Genomic DNA, 17,412 nt, shown 5'->3' with positions numbered 1-17,412 from the left:
GGCCCATGAACACTGCCTCCGACATCGACTACGCCCGTTATGACCACATCCGCCCGATCCTCTGGACCGGCGATGCCCTGCAACTGCTGGACCAGCGCAAGCTGCCGTTCGTGGTCGAGCACGTGGTCTGCCATGACAGTGACGAAGTTGCCAGCGCCATCCACGCGCTGACCGTGCGTGGCGCGCCGGCGATCGGCATTGCCGCAGCCTGGGGTGTGGTGCTGGCGGCGCGGGACGTGCAGGCCGCTGATGGCGCGCATGCGCTTCAGCAGTTGGAGCCGGCGCTGCAGCGCCTGAACGCATCGCGCCCGACCGCCGTCAATCTGGCCTGGGCGCTGGCGCGCATGCGTCGCTGCCTGAACGTCGCCGGCGCCGACTGGAAGGCCCTGCTGGAAGCCGAAGCGCAGGCCATTGCCGAGGAGGACCTGGCCGCCAACCGCCACATGGGCGCGCTGGGCGCGGGCCTGATCGAGGCCGGCAGCGGCGTGCTGACCCACTGCAACACCGGCTCGCTGGCCACCGCCGGCTTCGGCACGGCACTGGGCGTGATCCGTGCCGGCATGGCCCAGCACCGCATCGCCCGCGTGTTCGCCGGCGAGACCCGTCCGTGGCTGCAGGGCGCACGCCTGACCGTGTGGGAACTGCAGCAGGATGGCATCGACGCCACCCTGATCGCCGATTCGGCAGCCTCGCACCTGATGAAGACCGGTGCGGTGCAATGGGTGATCGTCGGCGCCGACCGCATCTGCGCCAACGGCGATACCGCCAACAAGATCGGCACCTATCAGCTGGCCATCGCCGCTCGCCACCACGGGGTCAAGTTCATGGTGGTGGCGCCGTCCTCGACCGTGGACATGGAGACCGTGGATGGCAGCCAGATCGAGATCGAGCAGCGCGACCCGGGCGAGCTGTACGGCGTGGGCGGTACCCGCACCGTGGCCGAAGGCATCGCCGCCTGGAACCCGGTGTTCGACGTCACCCCGGGTGAACTGATCGATGCCATCGTGACCGAGCGCGGGGTGATCCTGAACCCGACCATCGAGAACATGCGCGCCGCCTTTGGTGGCTGAGGCACAGGGGAGGGGGCAGCGTGACCTCCGCCCCCGGTAGTGCCGGCCGCTGGCCGGCACCCCCCTAAGTTCCTGATTTGTGCCGGTAAAATCCCCGTAAATGGAGGCAGGGAACGGCCTGTTGTGGTAGTATCCACAGGTTGAATCGAGGTTCCGGCACGACCCCCTCCCGCAGAGGGCTGCGCCGGACTGGACCGCTACCAGACAACGGAACCCGAATGGCAGAAAACGCCAAGGAAATCATCCAGGTCAACCTGGAAGACGAGATGCGCAAGAGCTACCTCGATTACGCCATGAGCGTGATCGTGGGCCGCGCGCTCCCGGATGCGCGCGATGGCCTCAAGCCGGTGCATCGCCGCGTGCTGTTCGCGATGAACGAACTCAACGCGCACAGCAACAAGCCCTACTTCAAGTCGGCGCGTATCGTCGGTGACGTCATCGGTAAGTACCACCCGCATGGCGATCAGTCGGTGTACGACACGCTGGTGCGCCTGGCACAGCCGTTCTCGCTGCGTTACATGCTGGTCGATGGCCAGGGTAACTTCGGCTCGATCGATGGCGACTCCGCCGCGGCGATGCGATACACCGAAGCGCGCATGTCGCGCCTCGCGCATGAGCTGATGGCGGACATCGACAAGGAAACCGTCGATTTCCAGCCCAACTACGACGAGAAGGAACTGGAGCCGACGGTCATGCCGACCCGGTTCCCGAACCTGCTGGTCAACGGTTCGGCCGGTATCGCGGTGGGCATGGCGACCAACATCCCGCCGCACAACCTGAGCGAATCGATCAACGCCTGCATCGCGCTGATTGATAATCCGGAAATCGATGTCGACGGCCTGATGGAGTACATCCCGGGCCCGGATTTCCCGACTGCCGGCATCATCAATGGCACTGCCGGCATCGTCGCCGGCTATCGCACCGGCCGCGGCCGTGTGCGCATCCGTGCCAAGGCCGATATCGAAGTGGCCGACAACGGCCGCGAATCGATCATCGTCACCGAAATTCCTTACCAGGTGAACAAGGCGCGTCTGATCGAGAAGATCGCCGAGCTGGTCAAGGAAAAGAAGATCGAAGGCATCAGCGAGCTGCGCGATGAGTCCGACAAGGACGGCATGCGCATCTACATCGAGATCAAGCGCGGTGAATCTGCCGAGGTTGTGCTGAACAACCTGTACCAGCAGACCCAGATGGAATCGGTGTTCGGCATCAACATGGTGGCGCTGGTCGATGGCCGCCCGCAGTTGATGAACCTCAAGCAGATGCTGGAGGCGTTCGTCCGCCACCGTCGCGAAGTGGTCACCCGTCGCACCGTGTTCGAGCTGCGCAAGGCGCGCGCCCGTGCCCACGTGCTGGAAGGCCTGACCGTTGCGCTGGCCAACATCGACGAGATGATCGAGCTGATCAAGACCTCGCCGAACCCGAATGAAGCACGCGAGCGCATGCTGGCGCGCGTGTGGGAGCCGGGCCTGGTCGGTGCGATGCTGGGTGCCGCCGGTGCCGAAGCCTCGCGTCCGGAAGACCTGCCCAAGGGCGTGGGCCTGATCGAGGGTGGCTACCAGCTGACCGAGATCCAGGCCACCCAGATCCTGGAAATGCGCCTGCACCGCCTGACCGGGCTGGAGCAGGACCGCCTGACCGACGAGTACAAGCAGCTGCTGGAAGTGATCGCCGGGCTGATCCACATCCTGGAAGATCCCGACCGCCTGCTGCAGGTGATCCGCGAGGAGCTGGTCAACGTCAAGGCCGAGTTCGGCGACGAGCGTCGTACCGAAATCCGCCACAGCGAAGAAGACCTGGACATCCTCGACCTGATCGCGCCGGAAGACGTGGTGGTCACCGTGTCGCATGCTGGTTACGTGAAGCGGCAGCCGGTGAGCGTGTACCGCGCACAGCGCCGTGGCGGCCGCGGCCGCAGTGCGGCAGCGACCAAGGAAGAGGATTTCATCGAACAGCTGTGGCTGGTCAACACGCACGATACGCTGCTGACCTTCACCAGCTCGGGCAAGGTGTTCTGGCTGCCGGTCTACCAGCTGCCCGAAGCCGGTTCCAACGCCCGCGGCCGTCCGATCATCAACTGGATCCCGCTGGAGCCGGGCGAACGCGTGCAGGCCGTGCTGCCGGTGCGTGAGTACGCCGACGGCCAGTTCGTGTTCTTCGCCACGAAGAACGGTACGGTCAAGAAGACCCCGCTGAGCGAGTTCGCCTTCCGTCTGGCGCGCGGCAAGATCGCAATCAATCTGGACGAGGGCGATGCCCTGGTCGGCGTCGGCCTGACCGACGGCGAGCGCGACATCCTGCTGTTCGCCTCCAACGGCAAGACCGTGCGCTTCGGTGAAGACAAGGTCCGCTCGATGGGCCGTACCGCAACCGGCGTGCGTGGCATCAAGATGCCGGCCGGCGAGGAAGTGGTCAGCCTGATCGTGGCCGAGAGTGCCGGTGGCAGCGAGGATGAGAACGAGGACGACAACGGTGTCGAGGAAACCGCAGCCAATGGCGATGCGGTGATCGACGGCGCCGATGACGCCAGCGTGCAGTACATCCTCACCGCCACCGAGAACGGCTACGGCAAGCGCACCCCGCTGCCCGACTACCCGCGCAAGGGCCGTGGCACGCAGGGCGTGATCGGCATCCAGACCACCGAGCGCAACGGCAAGCTGGTCGCCGCGGTGCTGATGGGCTCCAGCGACGAAGTGCTGCTGATCTCCGATGGTGGCACCCTGGTGCGTACGCGTGGCTCGGAAATCAGCCGCGTCGGCCGCAACACCCAGGGCGTGACCCTGATCCGCCTGTCCAAGGACGAGAAGCTGCAGGCGGTGGAGCGCATGGATGCCTCGATCGACGAGGACGAGGACGAGGTGGCAGTCGCCGCCCCGGCCGCGACCGACGGCGCACCGGCGGCTGCCAGCAGCGAGGACGCCGCGCAGGAGTGATCCTGCCATCAGGTTGAGGTACCCGACGACGCCGGCCCTGTGCCGGCGTCGTCGTATCCGGGTGCCGCACATACGCGCGCGCTTCACGCAGGCGGTGGGATAACGGCGCATGCTGCCCCCGGAGATCGACGATGTCCGCCACGCCGCAGTCTGCTCCTGCCCCCGTTCGCGCCTCCCGGCATCCCCTTGTCACCGTGCTGTCGCTGCTGCTGGTCGTGCTCGGCCTGGTCATCGGCGGGCTCGGTGCGTGGCTGTTCAGCCTTGGCGGCTCGGCGTACTACGCCATCGCCGGGCTCGGCCTGCTGGCCAGCGGCATCCTGTTGTTCGGCAACCGCCGCAGCGGTGCATTGCTGTACGCGCTGGTGTTCATCGGCACGCTGCTGTGGACCTGGTGGGAGTCAGGCAGCGACTACTGGCGCTGGGTGCCCCGGCTGGGCCTGGTGACCGCACTCGGCATCGTGCTGGCCTTGCTGGCGCCCACCCTGCACGAGCCGGTTTCAAAACGTCTGTCGCGCAGTGTCGCCGGTGTGCTGATGCTGGTGTTCGTGGCTGCGTTTGGCCTCGCATTCGCACCGCATGGCGAAGTGGACGGGCACCTGCCGTTCCCGGAGGGCGCAGTCAGCGCCGGGCTGGAACCTACGCGCGACACCACCGGTCTGCAGCCGGCTGACCAGCCCGCCGAGGGCGACTGGCCCGCGTGGGGCCGCAGCAATGCGGGCACCCGCTATTCGCCCCTGCAGCAGATCACCCCGGCCAATGTGGCCACGCTGCAGCCAGCCTGGCAGTTCCGTACCGGCGATATGCCCAAGAATCGCTGGGGCGCGGAAACCACGCCGCTGAAGATCGGCGATCGCCTTTACCTGTGCACCGCGCGCAACCGCCTGATCGCACTCGATGCCGCCAGCGGCAAGGAACTGTGGCGGTTCGATCCCAAAGTGAAGGACGCCTCGATTCCGTACACCGCCGCCTGCCGCGGGGTGAGCTACTACGAGCAGCCCCGCACGCCGACCATTGCCGATGCGGCATTGGCCGATGTCGCCGCTGATCTGGCGCTGCCGGAGCCGCCGCCCAGCGTCACCCGCAGTGCTGCACCGGGCAATCGCCCGGCGTGCTGGGCCCGCATCATCGAAGGCACCCTGGACGGCCGCATCATCGCGGTGGACGCAGACAGCGGCCGCCCCTGCGCCAACTTCGGCAACAACGGCCAGGTCGACATCACCCTGGGCATGGGTGAGGTGCCACCGGGTTACGTGTCGATCACCTCGCCACCGGCGATCGTGCGCGGGGTGATCGTGACCGGTCACCAGGTGCTGGACGGGCAGCGCCGCGATGCGCCGTCGGGCGTGATCCAGGCCTACGATGCCATCACCGGCAAGCTGCGCTGGGCGTGGGACATGGACCAGCCCGAGCGCAGCGGTCTGCCGCCGCGCGAGCAGACCTATACGCGCGGCACGCCCAACATGTGGACCACCGCCACCGGTGATGAGGCGCTGGGCCTGGTCTACCTGCCGCTGGGCAACTCCGCAGGCGACTACTGGAGCGGCTCGCGCACGGAAAACCAGAATCGCTACTCGACCTCACTGGTGGCGATCGACGTGGCCACCGGCAAGCCGGCCTGGCATTTCCAGGCGGTGCGCAAGGACGTGTGGGATTACGACCTGGGTTCGCAGGCCAGCCTGATCGATTACCCGACCGCTGCCGGCAAAGTGCCGGCGATCCTGTTGCCGACCAAGCAGGGCGACATCTACATCCTCGACCGCCGCAACGGCCAGCTTCTGACCGCGGCCGAAGAGCGCAAGGTGCCGGTGGGCGGCGTCGAACCCGAGCAGCGCTCGCCCACGCAACTGTTCTCGCTGTACCACACGCTGCGTCGCGAGCATGAGCTGACCGAACGTGACATGTGGGGCATCACCCCGATCGACCAGCTGGTCTGCCGCATCCAGTTCCGCAAGGCCTACTACGAAGGGTTCTACACGCCGCCGAGCAGCGAGCGCCATTCCATCGAGTACCCCGGCTACAACGGCGGCTCGGACTGGGGCAGTGTGTCCATCGATACGCGCCGCGGCGTGATCGTGGCCAACTACAACGACATGCCGAACTACAACCGGCTGGTGTCACGCGCGGAGGCCGACCGGTTGGGCTGGCTGCCGCGCGAAAAGATCCGGTTCGACAAGGGCGGAGCAGAAGGCGCGGGTGACCCGCAGGTGGGCACGCCCTACGCCATCCAGGTCAATGCCGGTTGGCGCCTGCCGTTCACCGGTCTGCTGTGCAAGCAGCCGCCCTATGGCGGCATCCGTGCCATCGACCTGCGCACCGGCAAGCTGCTGTGGGACCGTCCGTTCGGCAGTGCGCGTGGCAATGGACCGTTCGGCATCCGCTCCGGCCTGCCGATCGAGATCGGCACACCGAACAATGGCGGTTCGGTGGTGACCGCCAGCGGCCTGATCTTCATCGCCGCCGCCACCGATGACCTGCTGCGCGCCATCGACCTGAGGACCGGCAAGGAGTTGTGGCATGCCAAGCTGCCCGCGGGAGGCCAAGCCAATCCGATGGTGTATGAGCAGGGCGGGCGCCAGTACGTGGTGATCATGGCCGGCGGCCACCATTTCATGGAAACCCCGAACGGCGATTACGTGATGGCTTTTGCGTTGCCGAGGTAACCGCAACGGGGGCGGTGGGCCGCCCCCGTTGCATGACGCTGGATCACACCGTCACTACCACCTTGCCGATCTGCTCGTTCGATTCCAGGTAACGGTGTGCGTCCTGGATCTGCGCGAACGGGAACACCCTGGCGATCTTCGGTGCCAGGGTGCCCTTGTCCAGGCCATCCACGATGAATGCCTTCGCGCGGGCCAGCGCGGCATCGTCGGAAACGATCTCCGAGTACAGGTAGCCTTTCAACGTCAGCGACTTGCCCAGCACGTTGAACAACGGGAACGGCGTGGGTTCGTTGCTCAGCGCGCCGTATTCCAGCAGGATGCCGCCACGCGCCATGGCTTCGGTCAGCGGTACGAACTGCGGACCACCGATCGGATCGAACACCACGCGGGCACCTGCGCCGCCGGTGATGCGCGCCACTTCGGCCACCAGATCCTGTTCCTGGGTGGCGATGACATGGGCGGCACCGGCATCGAGCAGGGCCTGGCGCTTGCCCGGGCCGCGCGTTACCGCGATCGGCGTGGCGCCGACTGCATTGGCGATCTGGATGGCGGCCAGGCCGACGCTGCTGCTGGCGGCGGTGATGATGACGAAATCCCCGGCGGACAAGTGCGCCTGCTCCAACAGCGCCCCCCAGGCGGTGACGTACTGCATCCACACCGCGGCGGCCGTTTCAAAGTCCAGTGCCTGCGGATGCTTGACTACCAGTCGTGCCGGCACGTTGGCCAGTTCGCCGTAGGTGCCCCAGCGCGCGATATCCAGCGGCGGCACCACGCTGACCGCATCGCCCGCGGTGAATCCGCTCACTGCACTGCCGACGGCTTCAACCACGCCGGCCGCTTCGTAGCCCAGGCGGCTGGGGAACTGCGCTTCCTGCAGGTAGGCGCCGTTACGGAACATCACCTCGGCGCGGTTCAGGCCGATCGCCTTCACCCGGATCTGGACTTCGTCAGGGGCGGGGGCGGGAACGTCGATATCGTCGATGCGCAGTACATCGGCAGTGCCATATTCGTGGATGCGGACAACCTGGCTCATGGGGGGCTCCGAGGAAGGGTCGGCGAGGGCGCCGGCGAAAGGGTGAGCGCTACTGTGCGCGTAGTCTGCATCCAGAATAAGGGGTAATCTGGCGTTTCATTGAAAAACAATTGTTTGCAATGGACCTGATCGTTCCCCTGCGGACCTTCGCCAAGGTGGCCGAGGTCGGCTCCTTCGCCGCCGCTGCCGAGGCACTGGACCTGTCGCCGCAGCTGGTCGGCAAGCACATCCAGGCGCTGGAGCAGCATCTGGGGGTGCGCCTGCTCAACCGCACCACGCGCAAGCAGAGCCTGACCGACTTCGGCCAGGCCTATCTGGCGCGGGCGCGGGTGATCCTGGAGGAAGTGGAGGGGGCCGAGCAGCTGGCCGAAGTGGCGCGCGGGCGGCCGATGGGGCGCCTGCGCATCAGTGCGCCGGTCACCTTCGGCGTGCACGCGCTGGGCCCTGCGGTGGTGGCCTACATGCAGCAGTACCCGGACGTGCAGGTCGATCTGAACCTGTCCAACAGTCTGGTGAACATCGTTGAAGACGGCTACGACCTGGTGTTCCGCACTGGCGATCTGGCCGACAGTGGGCTGGTGGCGCGGCGGTTGGGGCCGTATCCGCTGGTCCTGTGTGCCTCGCCGGACTATCTGGCTTCGCGCCCGGCCATTGCCCATCCCAATGACCTGAGCCGCCACGAGTGCCTGGGCTTCGCTCATTCGATCATCCGCACCCGCTGGAGCTTTCGCGATACCGATGGCGGCGTGCTGACCGTGCCGGTGTCCAGCCGCTTCATGGTCAACCAGGCCGAGCCGCTGCTGACCGCCGCCATCGGAGGGCTGGGGCTGATCCTGCAACCGCACGAAATGCTGGCCGGAGCATTGGCGCGTGGTGAGCTGGTGGAAGTGCTGCCGGACTACGTACCGGTGTCGACCTGGATCAACCTGGTGTATCCGCGCGATCGCCAGCTGACGCCCAAGCTGCGCAGCTTCCTGGACTTCTGCGTGGCGAGATTCAGCGAACAGACGATGGCAAGGCGATAGCGGGGCCAGCGGGTAGCAGGGTTTCCATCAACTGCGAAGGATCTCGCACTCACGTTGCATCCGGGGCTGTGCGCATTCCACCACGCAGGCGGAGTGGATGGCAGCGCATCGATGCATTCAGCGTCACCGTTGAGGTGTTGCGGCAGAGTCCCTGGTGTCGATGCGGCGGCCGCATCCTTGGTCTAGGATGCGTCCAGGAATCCCCGCAAAGGAACTGCCATGAGGGTTGTTGGACGCCTGTTTCTCTGCAGTGCACTGGCCTGTTCGGTTCTACTGGTTACCCCGGTTTTTCCAGCAATCGGCGCCACATCTTCCGAGCGTGCACATCCACGTGCGCAGGACGCCATCGATGACTGGCTGGCGGCCTTCAACGCTGGCAGCCTCGAGCACCTGCAGGCGTTCGCCGATACCTACGCGAAGAAGGAAGGCAGCAGCCCCAAGGACTATCTCGAGTTCCGCGAGAGCACCGGCCCGCTGAGTGTGCTGGAAACACGCCAGAGCGCGCCCGGTCACGCGAAGGTGCTGGTGATGGGCCAGCTGAGCGAGCGCGCGATGTGGGTGACGGTCGTCATGGATCCGGCCAGCCCGGCGCATGTGAAGCAGTTCCAGATCGAAGGCACTGAAACGCCGGACAAGTACAGACCGGAGAGGGTTGCTTTGCCTGCCCTGATGGCCGATGCCACAGCAAGGCTGGAGGCGCTGCGGGCCCAGGACGCGCTGTCGGGTGCGTTGCAGGTGGCACGGAACGGCAAGGTGCTGCTGGACTGGCGCGGTGGCAATGCCGATCGCACCGCTGGCATTCCAGTGGGCGTGGATACGCAGTTCCGCCTTGCGTCCTCCAACAAGATGTTCACCGCAGTGGCCATACTGCAGCGGGTGCAGGAGGGCAAACTCAGTCTCGATGACACGATCGGCAAGCACCTGCCGGACTATCCGAACAAGGCTGTTGCCAACAGCGTGACGGTTCGCCAGCTGCTGACCCATACCAGTGGCCTGGGTGATTTCTTCGGCGACGATTTCGAGCAGTATTCCGCGTCGCTGAAGACGCTGGATGACTATGTGCAGCGCTTTGCCAAGGATGCACCGCAGTTCACGCCCGGCAGCCAGGACAGCTACTCGAACTATGGCTTCATCGTGCTTGGGCGGATCATCGAGGCCGTCTCCGGGCAGTCGTACTACGCCTATGTGGAGCAACACATCCTGCGCCCGGCAGGCATGACCGGCACCGGCTTCGAACCGGAAACAGTGACGGTGCCACGGCGTGCGGTCGCCTATACGAAGCAGGATGGGCAATGGGTGCGTGAAACGAAGTCGCTGCCCTGGCGCGGCATGTCAGCCGGTGGTGGCTACAGCACGGTGAGCGACATGGTGAAGTTCGCCGAGGCGCTGCGCAGCGGAAAGCTGGTCTCACCTGCATTGCTGCAGCAGGCCACCACGGCGCAGAACCACAAGGGCTGGTACGGGTTCGGCTTCGTGGTGCAGGGCGAGGGCAGGGAGCATCAGTACGGCCACGAAGGCGGTGCGCCCGGATCGAACAGTGCCATCGTGGTGCTACCCGCGCAGGGCTATGTGATCGTTGGGCTGGCCAATGTCGATCCGGATGCGATCGGCAATGTGGTCAACTACATCGCGCGAAGAGTGCCGCTGTAGTCCCGAGCGACTATGCCACAGCGATGTTGACGCTGGGGCAGGTGGCGGACCAGAATCGGGCCATGAGCCGACTCCTTCCCGTGGTGTGTCTGGTCGCCAGCATGGTGCTGCTGCTGCGTGGAGTGCACGTGATACTCAAGGGTGTTCCGGCCATGGCCAGCGAAGGTGCCAGTGCTGCGTATGCACAAGGCTACCTGCATGGACAAGCGGCAGCCGGGTGGGTGTTGATTGCCGCTGCAGCAGCCTGTGCGCTCATTGCCTGGCACAGGGCGCGCGCCAGGAAGTGAGAGACGGGCGCGTCAGCGCGGCACCCGCACCATCTTCGTCATCAAGTGTTCCACCACACCCGCCGGGTCCGCCGTGCGGCCCACATGCGTGCTCGACATCTGCACCACCGAGCTGCGCTTGGCGGTGAGGAAATGGAAGCGCGCACGCGCTGGCAGCTGTGCGATCGGCCCGGCGCTGGCATCGCCGCGGCAGATGGCCACTATCGCATCCAGCCACGGCTGCAGCGCCTCCTGGTCCAGCGCTGGCGCGAAGGCGTGCAGGCGTGCCGGATCGATCTCGATGGCCGCTTCCAGATGACGCGCGCCGGGACAGGAGACGATCACCCCGACGTTGATGAATTCCTCGCGTTCCACCCGCGGTACCACGCGGATGACCGCGTAGTCATACGTGTGCAGCGTGGGCACGGACGGCCTCCTGCACGAACACCGCACGCACTTTCAGGCGATGCTTGAGATAGTTGATATAGCCTTGGCGATAGGCCTGCGGGCTGTCGAATGCCGGCTCGTTGACCAGCCAGCTGTCCGGCACCAGGCCGACGATGCGCTCGATCTCGGCATCGGTCAGGCGCGCGGCCAGCTCGGCATCCACTTCGGCGATGCGGCTGGCGAACGACAGCAGCACATGGTCGCGGATCAGCACGAAGGGCTTCTCGCAGGCATCGCCGGCGTTGGCCCAGTCGTGATGGAAGTACATCGCCGCGCCGTGATCGATCAGGTACAGCTTTCGATGCCACACCATCAGGTTGGGATTGCGCGTGGTGCGATCGACATTGCTGGTGAACGCATCGAACCAGACGATGCGCGAGGCCAGGTCGGCATCCACCGGCATCGCCGCCGGGTCGTAGTTGATCGCACCGGGCAGGTAGTCCAGGCCCAGGTTCAAACCTTCACTGGCGCGTATCAGTTCCTGGATCTCCGGGTCGGGCTCGGTGCGGGCGAACTCGCGGTCCAGCTCCACGAACAGGATCTCCGGAATCGGCAGGCCCAGCGTGCGCGCCATTTCGCCGGCGATCAGCTCCGCGATCAAGGCCTTCGGGCCCTGGCCGGCGCCTCGGAACTTCAGTACGGCCATGCCGTCGTCGTCGGTCTCAACCACGGCCGGCAGGGAGCCACCTTCCCGCAAGGGGGTGATGTAGCGGAGGGCATGTACGGTGCGCATGCGCGCATTCTAGCGTGGGTGCCGCCAAGGGAGCGCCGGGCGCGTCCCGGCGGCTCCATGTCGTTCCCCGTCAGTGCGTCAGCGCACCGCGCTGCTGTTCCTGCACGCGGACCTGTTCCTGCGTGGCCTGATCGGCCTGCCGCTGGTTGACCACGGCAAGCGTATCCAGGCTGTCCTGCACCGGGCGCTGGGCGGCCTCGGCAGTGGGTGATGAGGCGCGCAGCGAGGCCGGATCATCCAGCGGCCCCTTCACCACAAAGATGTTCTGCGCCGCGCCCGCACCCTCGGTCTGGCGGCTGAGCACCACATGGTCGACCCGGTCCAGGCCGTTTTCGCGGGCCAGCACCAGCAGGCTGGCACTCAGGCGCTCGCTGGACGCATCGAAACTGCGTCCGTTGGCAGCATCCAGCTCAGCTACCTTGCCGCGGATCTGCTCGTGCAGCGAACGGTCACGGCCTTCCGCAAGCAGCGTCGGTAAGCCATCGACCTCCACCGCATGCTGTGTGGTGATCGGCACATGCGTATGCGTGCCCTCAGTGTGGTCGAAGTAACGCAGCGTCGACGGCGAGGTACTGGTATCGAAGTAGGGCTGGCGCGGGGGCGAGCCCTCGCCGAGGTTGAGCCCGTTCTGCTCCAGCAGGCGCTCGTCCAGGCCCAGCTTCTTCATGTTCACTTCCATCCGGCTGACGCCATCGGGCGCTGGATTCGCGGCCTCGAATTCGCTGGCCAGTCCGATCGCCAGGGCGCCGTAGAAATTCTGGTAGTCCGAATTCCCATGATGGCCCAGGCCGGTGCTGACGCCCTGGTCGTAATAGTGCCTGGCCATTCCCTCGATGTTGGCTGCGGTGGGGGAGATGGTCAGGTCCGCATTGAGGGTCAGCTCCGGGTGCGGGGCATAGGTGATCGGCGGGCCGGGTCGCGACTGGATGACATCTGTCGAGCGGGTGCTGGATTCATACAGGTCGCGCAGGGTGGCGTCCGGGTTGTTGGCACGTACCTGGCTGACCAGCGCATTCCAGCCTGCGATGTTCGAAGAAGCCTCATCGCGGCGGTTGGCCGCGAGCAGGGTGCCGATGGCCTCGGTGTAATCATGACTCGTTGTACGGCCCGCGACCTGCTCCACGTCGGCTTCGAACTGCATGTAGGCGCGCTCGACATCAGCATCGTTGAAGCCGTGCTGGATCTCGTGACCGAGCACAAAGGCAACCTCGGCCGCGTCGAACCTGTCCGGGGCCGCCGGGGTCGACAAGCTGTTGGCGGGCAGGTTGATGGATTTCGTGCCGGTCTCGTAGGTGCCGCCCGCGTTGCTTGTGGCGGGCAACAGTTCGAAGCGTTCCAGATAGCCTGCCGCGATGGCGGCGTCCACCTGCTTTGCCAGCACGGGCGAGCCCGCGATGACGTTGCGCAGGTTGTCGACCTGGTCGCTGGTGACGTCGGTCTTGCCAGCGAACTCGCCCAGCAGGCGTTCCGTTTCTGCGGAAAGGATCGTCATTGATGGCTCCCCTTACTGCACGGTGACAAGACGCACGCAGGCATGCGTGGCGTCGCCGAGGGCGTGAGGGTTCTCGGGCATGGTGTCGACCTTGATGCTCAGCTGCGGTCGATCGAAGCGGTCGTAGATCACCCGGCCGTGTTCGCCGCGCACCGTCTCGCGCTTGAAGCCGGCGGCATCCAGTGCGGAAGCGAAGTGGTTGAAGTCGACCTGGCAGATCGCCGCAGCCGAGGCCTTGCGATCGCTGCTGGTGTCCATGAAGTTCAGGTCCAGCCGCGCGTCGGCAGTGCCGGCCCGCTGCACTTCCAGTCCATAGCCCCATTCCGGTGTCAGCGTGCCGCCATAGCCGAAGTGGCCGGGGCCGAAGACCTGCGCCGGCGCCTGCATCGCTGCGGACAGGCGCTCAGCGGTGAGCTCGCGGGTGGAGGTCGTGACCTTGATCAGGTCCAGCAGGCGCAGCAGCAACTGCTCGGCATTGAGCGGGGAGGGCGAAGTGGTCTCGGATACGGCGGGGGCCATGGTGTCGGTTCCTTGAGAAGTCGGCGTGCGGTCGGCGGCATGTGCGCAGGCGCAGAGCGCGGCCGCTGAAAGTGCGAGCGTCCACGGTCGTATGAATGCGTACCGGGGCATGTGCGTTCCTTGCAGATTGAAGGCTGACCCTAGGGCCAGCCGGATGAAGCAGAGGTTAAGCGTAATCGAGGCACCCGAATGCGTTACAAAAGGTGAACGGGTGCGCATTCTTCACTTGACCATTCCGCGCGCGATGTCAGCATCGGGTCCATGGAGCATCAACTTCGCGTGTGACCTTCAACAGGAGGCCGTCATGCAACAACTGCGCAGCTGTCACGCTTTACCCTGCATGCAATGCAACGCGTGGTGTTGACCCTGGTCTGATACGGCCACTTTGCCGGCACGGATGGCCGCCACCCACAGCATCTGCCACTGTTCACCCGATGCGGTCCCGGCATGCTCTTGCCGGCCCTGCAATACAGACATACGCCCGCCAGATTGTCCTCTGCGTTGCCCGATGGCCTTCGCAGCGCGGAGGCTGGCTTGTCCATGATGATCCTGCAGGCTTTGGAGGTGCACCGATGAGCGACCAATACGAACGAATGCTGCCGGCCTTGGACGATGCCAAGGTCGAGGAAATGATCGGAAAACTGGTGCTGGTCGGGGTGACCCGCTACGGCGGCGACGGCCAGGTGCAGGGACTGGAGCAGTACGCGGGAACGGTGCTGCGCATCAGTGCCGATGAAGGCGTGGTGCTGGCCGACGAGAACGATGGCCACGAGCGTTACCTGCCTCCGATGCTCGACCAGTACCTGCCGGCCCAGCCGGGAGAGTACCGGATGAGCAACAGCGGCATGATCGTGGTCGACCCGGACTATCTCACCGCCTGGGACCTGCACGCCCAGCAGTAGTGCCAGGCCAAGTCTGGCAGGTGCCGGCAGCTCCCCGGCACCTCCCGGAGCTGCACTTTGCCCCATCCGGCCACTAGCCCTTCCGGCCCATTCACGACAACTCCTGCGGTGCTAGATTCGGGGCCATGCCCGATTCCGGGTACCCATTCACACCCCAGGGGATAAGGATGCTGATCCGTCGAACCTCTCTGGCGGCGGCTGTTGCCGTTGCCACCGTCGGCCTGCTGGCCGCTGGCCCGGCGCTTGCCGATTACGCGAAGCCGCCGGAGCACCTGCTCAAGGTGCTGAAGGCACCGCCGCCGCCAGCACCGAACGTGGCCCCGGGCGGCCAGCGCCTGCTGCTGACCACCGCGCAGACCTACCCGTCGATCAGCCGCGTCGCCCAGCCATACCTGAAGCTGGCCGGCGTTCGCCTGGAGCCGAAGAACCGCAGTCGGCATGACACCCCCGGCGGCTACGGTATTCCGGCCTGCGTGGCCGACTTCACCCTGGTCGATATCGGCAGCGGCAAGGAGACCAAGGTCAACCTGCCGCAGGGCTGCGCCACTGGCGCGCTGTGGTCGGCCGATGGCAGCCACTTCGCCTTCCAGAATGCGGTCGATACCAGCGTGCAGCTGTGGGTGGGCGATGCGGCGACCGGCCAGGTGAAGCAGGTGCCGAACGTGCAGCTGAACCCGATCTTCGGCTACACCGTGCAGTGGCTGGGCGGCAGCCAGAACCTGCTGGTGAAACTGGTGCCGGCCAATCAGGGCCCGGCGCCGTCCAACGGTGGCGTGCCGACCGGTCCGGATGCGCAGGAATCGCTGGGCAGCAGTGGTGAGAGCAGCACCTACGAAGCCCGCGACACGCTGACCAGCGTGCATGACGAGAAGCTGTTCGCCTACTACGGCGTGTCGCAGCTGGCCGTAGTCGATACCGCCGCGGGCAGCGTGCGCCCGGTCGGGCAGCCTGCGCTGTTCAACGAGGTCAGCGCCGCGCCCGATGGCGTGCACGTGCTGACCGAATCGATCAAGGCGCCGTACTCACATGCGGTGACCTACCAGCGCTTCGCCAACGACGTGGCCGTACTGGACGTGAGCAATGGCCGTAGCACGCCGATCGCCAGCCTGCCGCTGGCGGATCGCGTGCCGGTGCACGGCGTACCGGAAGGCCCGCGCGGTTTCGACTGGCGGGCCACCGATCCGGCGACCCTGGTCTATGCCGAAGCGCTGGACAAGGGCGACTGGAAGGTCAGCGTGCCGCACCGTGACCGCGTGCTGATGCTGAAGGCCCCGTTCAACGGCAAGCCGACCGAGATCACGCGCACCGCACAGCGCTTCGAGGGCTTCGCGTGGACCGCCGATCCGGCCGTAGCCTTCCAGTACGAGAACGACGAGAACCGTCACTGGATGCAGACCCGCATCGTCGATGTGGACCAGCCGAAGAAGGAAGGCCGCCTGCTGTGGGACATGTCCAGCGATGAGCTGTACGGCAACCCCGGCAACCTGGTGTTCACCCGCCTGCCGAATGGCGCGCAGGTCGTGCGCCGTGAGGGCAACCACGTGTTCCTCAGCGGCCGTGGCGCCTCGCCGCAGGGCGATCGTCCGTTCCTCGACCGCCTGGACCTGGGCACGCTGAAGAGCGAGCGCCTGTTCCGTAGCAGTGCCGACGCCTACGAACAGTTCCTCGGCTTCAGCAACACGCCGGGGCGCTACCTGACCTGGCACCAGTCGGTGATCGATCCGCCGAACGCCTTCATCCGCCAGCAGGGTGAGGCAGTGGCCGATGCGAAGGCCGGTGAGGCGCAGTTCGCGTCCACCGCGACCGCGCTGACCAAACTGGTCGACCCGACCCCGGAAGTGCGCCAGATCAAGAAGCAGCTGGTGACCTACAAGCGCGCCGACGGCGTGGACCTGTCGTTCACTCTGTACACGCCGCCGGGCTACAAGGAAGGCCAGCGCGTGCCGGCGATCCTGTACGCGTACCCGGCCGACTTCGCCAATGCCGCTCAGGCGGGGCAGGTGTCTGGTTCGCAGCAGACCTTCACCCGCCTGCAGCCGTACCGCCTGATGCTGCTGGCCGGCTACGCGATCATCGACAATGCCTCGTTCCCGATCGTGGGTGACCCGAAGAACGCCTACGACACCTACCTGGAGCAGTTGGAAGCCGACGCCAAGGCAGCGGTGGACAAGGCCGTGGACATGGGCGTGGTCGACCGGAACCGCATCGGCGTGACCGGTCACAGCCACGGCGGCCTGATGACCGCCAACCTGATCGCGCACACCAACCTGTTCAAGGCCGGTGTGGCGACCAGCGGTTCGTACAACAAGACCTTTACCCCGTTCGGCTTCCAGAACGAGCGTCGCTCGGTATGGCAGGCGCAGGACGTGTACCTGAAGGCCTCGCCGTTCTTCTATGCCGACAAGATCAAGCTGCCGCTGCTGCTGGTCCACGGTGAGGATGACGCCAACCCGGGTACCGAACCGTTCCAGTCGCGCAAGCTGTACCAGGCCATTCGTGGCAACGGCGGCACCACCCGCCTGGTGATGCTGCCGAACGAACCGCACTGGTACACCGCGCTGGAGTCCAACGAGCAGCTGGTGTCGGAGATGCTGAACTGGTTCGACACCTACGTGAAGAACGCCAAGTAGCGTCGAGCGAGCTCGACTGCTTTGCACGAGGCCGCCTTCGGGCGGCCTTCCT

Annotated in this window: 13 protein-coding genes; 8 read left to right on the top strand and 5 right to left on the bottom strand. The window is 65.9% G+C overall.

From position 1 onward, the window contains the following. Positions 1–5: 5 nt before the first annotated feature. The 3 genes from mtnA (at position 6) to ACZK3W_RS14370 (ending at position 6,663) form a co-directional block, all read left to right on the top strand. A complete protein-coding gene (mtnA, locus tag ACZK3W_RS14380; protein ID WP_049400195.1) occupies positions 6–1,070 on the top strand; it encodes an S-methyl-5-thioribose-1-phosphate isomerase in 1,065 nt (354 codons plus the stop codon). A gap of 218 nt (positions 1,071–1,288) precedes the next feature. Then, positions 1,289–4,003 (top strand): DNA gyrase subunit A, encoded by a 2,715-nt coding sequence (gyrA, locus tag ACZK3W_RS14375; protein ID WP_125892079.1) that lies wholly within the window; start codon positions 1,289–1,291, stop codon positions 4,001–4,003. A 131-nt stretch (positions 4,004–4,134) separates the two neighbouring features. Then, the gene (locus ACZK3W_RS14370; protein ID WP_478450070.1) at positions 4,135–6,663 is read left to right on the top strand and encodes a membrane-bound PQQ-dependent dehydrogenase, glucose/quinate/shikimate family; all 2,529 of its coding nucleotides are present in this window, start codon (positions 4,135–4,137) and stop codon (positions 6,661–6,663) included. A 43-nt stretch (positions 6,664–6,706) separates the two neighbouring features. Here ACZK3W_RS14370 and ACZK3W_RS14365 read toward each other — a convergent pair whose 3' ends face one another. Then, a complete protein-coding gene (locus ACZK3W_RS14365) occupies positions 6,707–7,696 on the bottom strand; it encodes a zinc-dependent alcohol dehydrogenase family protein (protein ID WP_478450068.1) in 990 nt (329 codons plus the stop codon). A gap of 119 nt (positions 7,697–7,815) precedes the next feature. On the opposite strand from ACZK3W_RS14365, the gene ACZK3W_RS14360 reads away from it, so the two are divergent. The 3 genes from ACZK3W_RS14360 (at position 7,816) to ACZK3W_RS14350 (ending at position 10,658) form a co-directional block, all read left to right on the top strand. Next, a complete protein-coding gene (locus ACZK3W_RS14360) occupies positions 7,816–8,721 on the top strand; it encodes a LysR family transcriptional regulator (RefSeq protein WP_197615077.1) in 906 nt (301 codons plus the stop codon). A 219-nt stretch (positions 8,722–8,940) separates the two neighbouring features. Continuing rightward, on the top strand, positions 8,941–10,371 hold the full coding sequence (locus ACZK3W_RS14355; RefSeq protein ID WP_197615078.1) for a serine hydrolase: 1,431 nt from the start codon (positions 8,941–8,943) through the stop codon (positions 10,369–10,371). 62 nt (positions 10,372–10,433) lie between these two features. Further along, positions 10,434–10,658 (top strand): hypothetical protein, encoded by a 225-nt coding sequence (locus ACZK3W_RS14350; protein ID WP_125892069.1) that lies wholly within the window; start codon positions 10,434–10,436, stop codon positions 10,656–10,658. Between the two features lie 12 nt (positions 10,659–10,670). Here ACZK3W_RS14350 and ACZK3W_RS14345 read toward each other — a convergent pair whose 3' ends face one another. The 4 genes from ACZK3W_RS14345 to ACZK3W_RS14330 form a co-directional block, all read right to left on the bottom strand. Beyond that, complete coding sequence (locus tag ACZK3W_RS14345; RefSeq protein WP_049400180.1) at positions 10,671–11,063, bottom strand: DUF3037 domain-containing protein; 393 nt, start codon at positions 11,061–11,063, stop codon at positions 10,671–10,673. Further along, entirely contained in the window at positions 11,041–11,817 is a 777-nt protein-coding gene (locus ACZK3W_RS14340) for a HipA family kinase (RefSeq protein WP_197615079.1), read from the bottom strand. The genes ACZK3W_RS14345 and ACZK3W_RS14340 overlap by 23 nt, the downstream gene beginning before the upstream one ends. Before the next feature lie 70 nt (positions 11,818–11,887). Beyond that, complete coding sequence (locus ACZK3W_RS14335) at positions 11,888–13,309, bottom strand: XVIPCD domain-containing protein (protein WP_197615080.1); 1,422 nt, start codon at positions 13,307–13,309, stop codon at positions 11,888–11,890. A gap of 12 nt (positions 13,310–13,321) precedes the next feature. Further along, on the bottom strand, positions 13,322–13,828 hold the full coding sequence (locus ACZK3W_RS14330; RefSeq protein WP_223224724.1) for a hypothetical protein: 507 nt from the start codon (positions 13,826–13,828) through the stop codon (positions 13,322–13,324). Positions 13,829–14,400: 572 nt separating this feature from the next. Between ACZK3W_RS14330 and ACZK3W_RS14325 the strand changes: the two genes are divergently transcribed. After that, the gene (locus ACZK3W_RS14325) at positions 14,401–14,730 is read left to right on the top strand and encodes a hypothetical protein (RefSeq protein ID WP_006376346.1); all 330 of its coding nucleotides are present in this window, start codon (positions 14,401–14,403) and stop codon (positions 14,728–14,730) included. Between the two features lie 167 nt (positions 14,731–14,897). Beyond that, the gene (locus tag ACZK3W_RS14320) at positions 14,898–17,360 is read left to right on the top strand and encodes a prolyl oligopeptidase family serine peptidase (protein WP_197615081.1); all 2,463 of its coding nucleotides are present in this window, start codon (positions 14,898–14,900) and stop codon (positions 17,358–17,360) included. Positions 17,361–17,412: the final 52 nt, after the last annotated feature.

Source organism: Stenotrophomonas sp. 80084_Sma (assembly GCF_056481995.1).
This window is presented reverse-complemented; position numbering and strand designations above follow the sequence as displayed.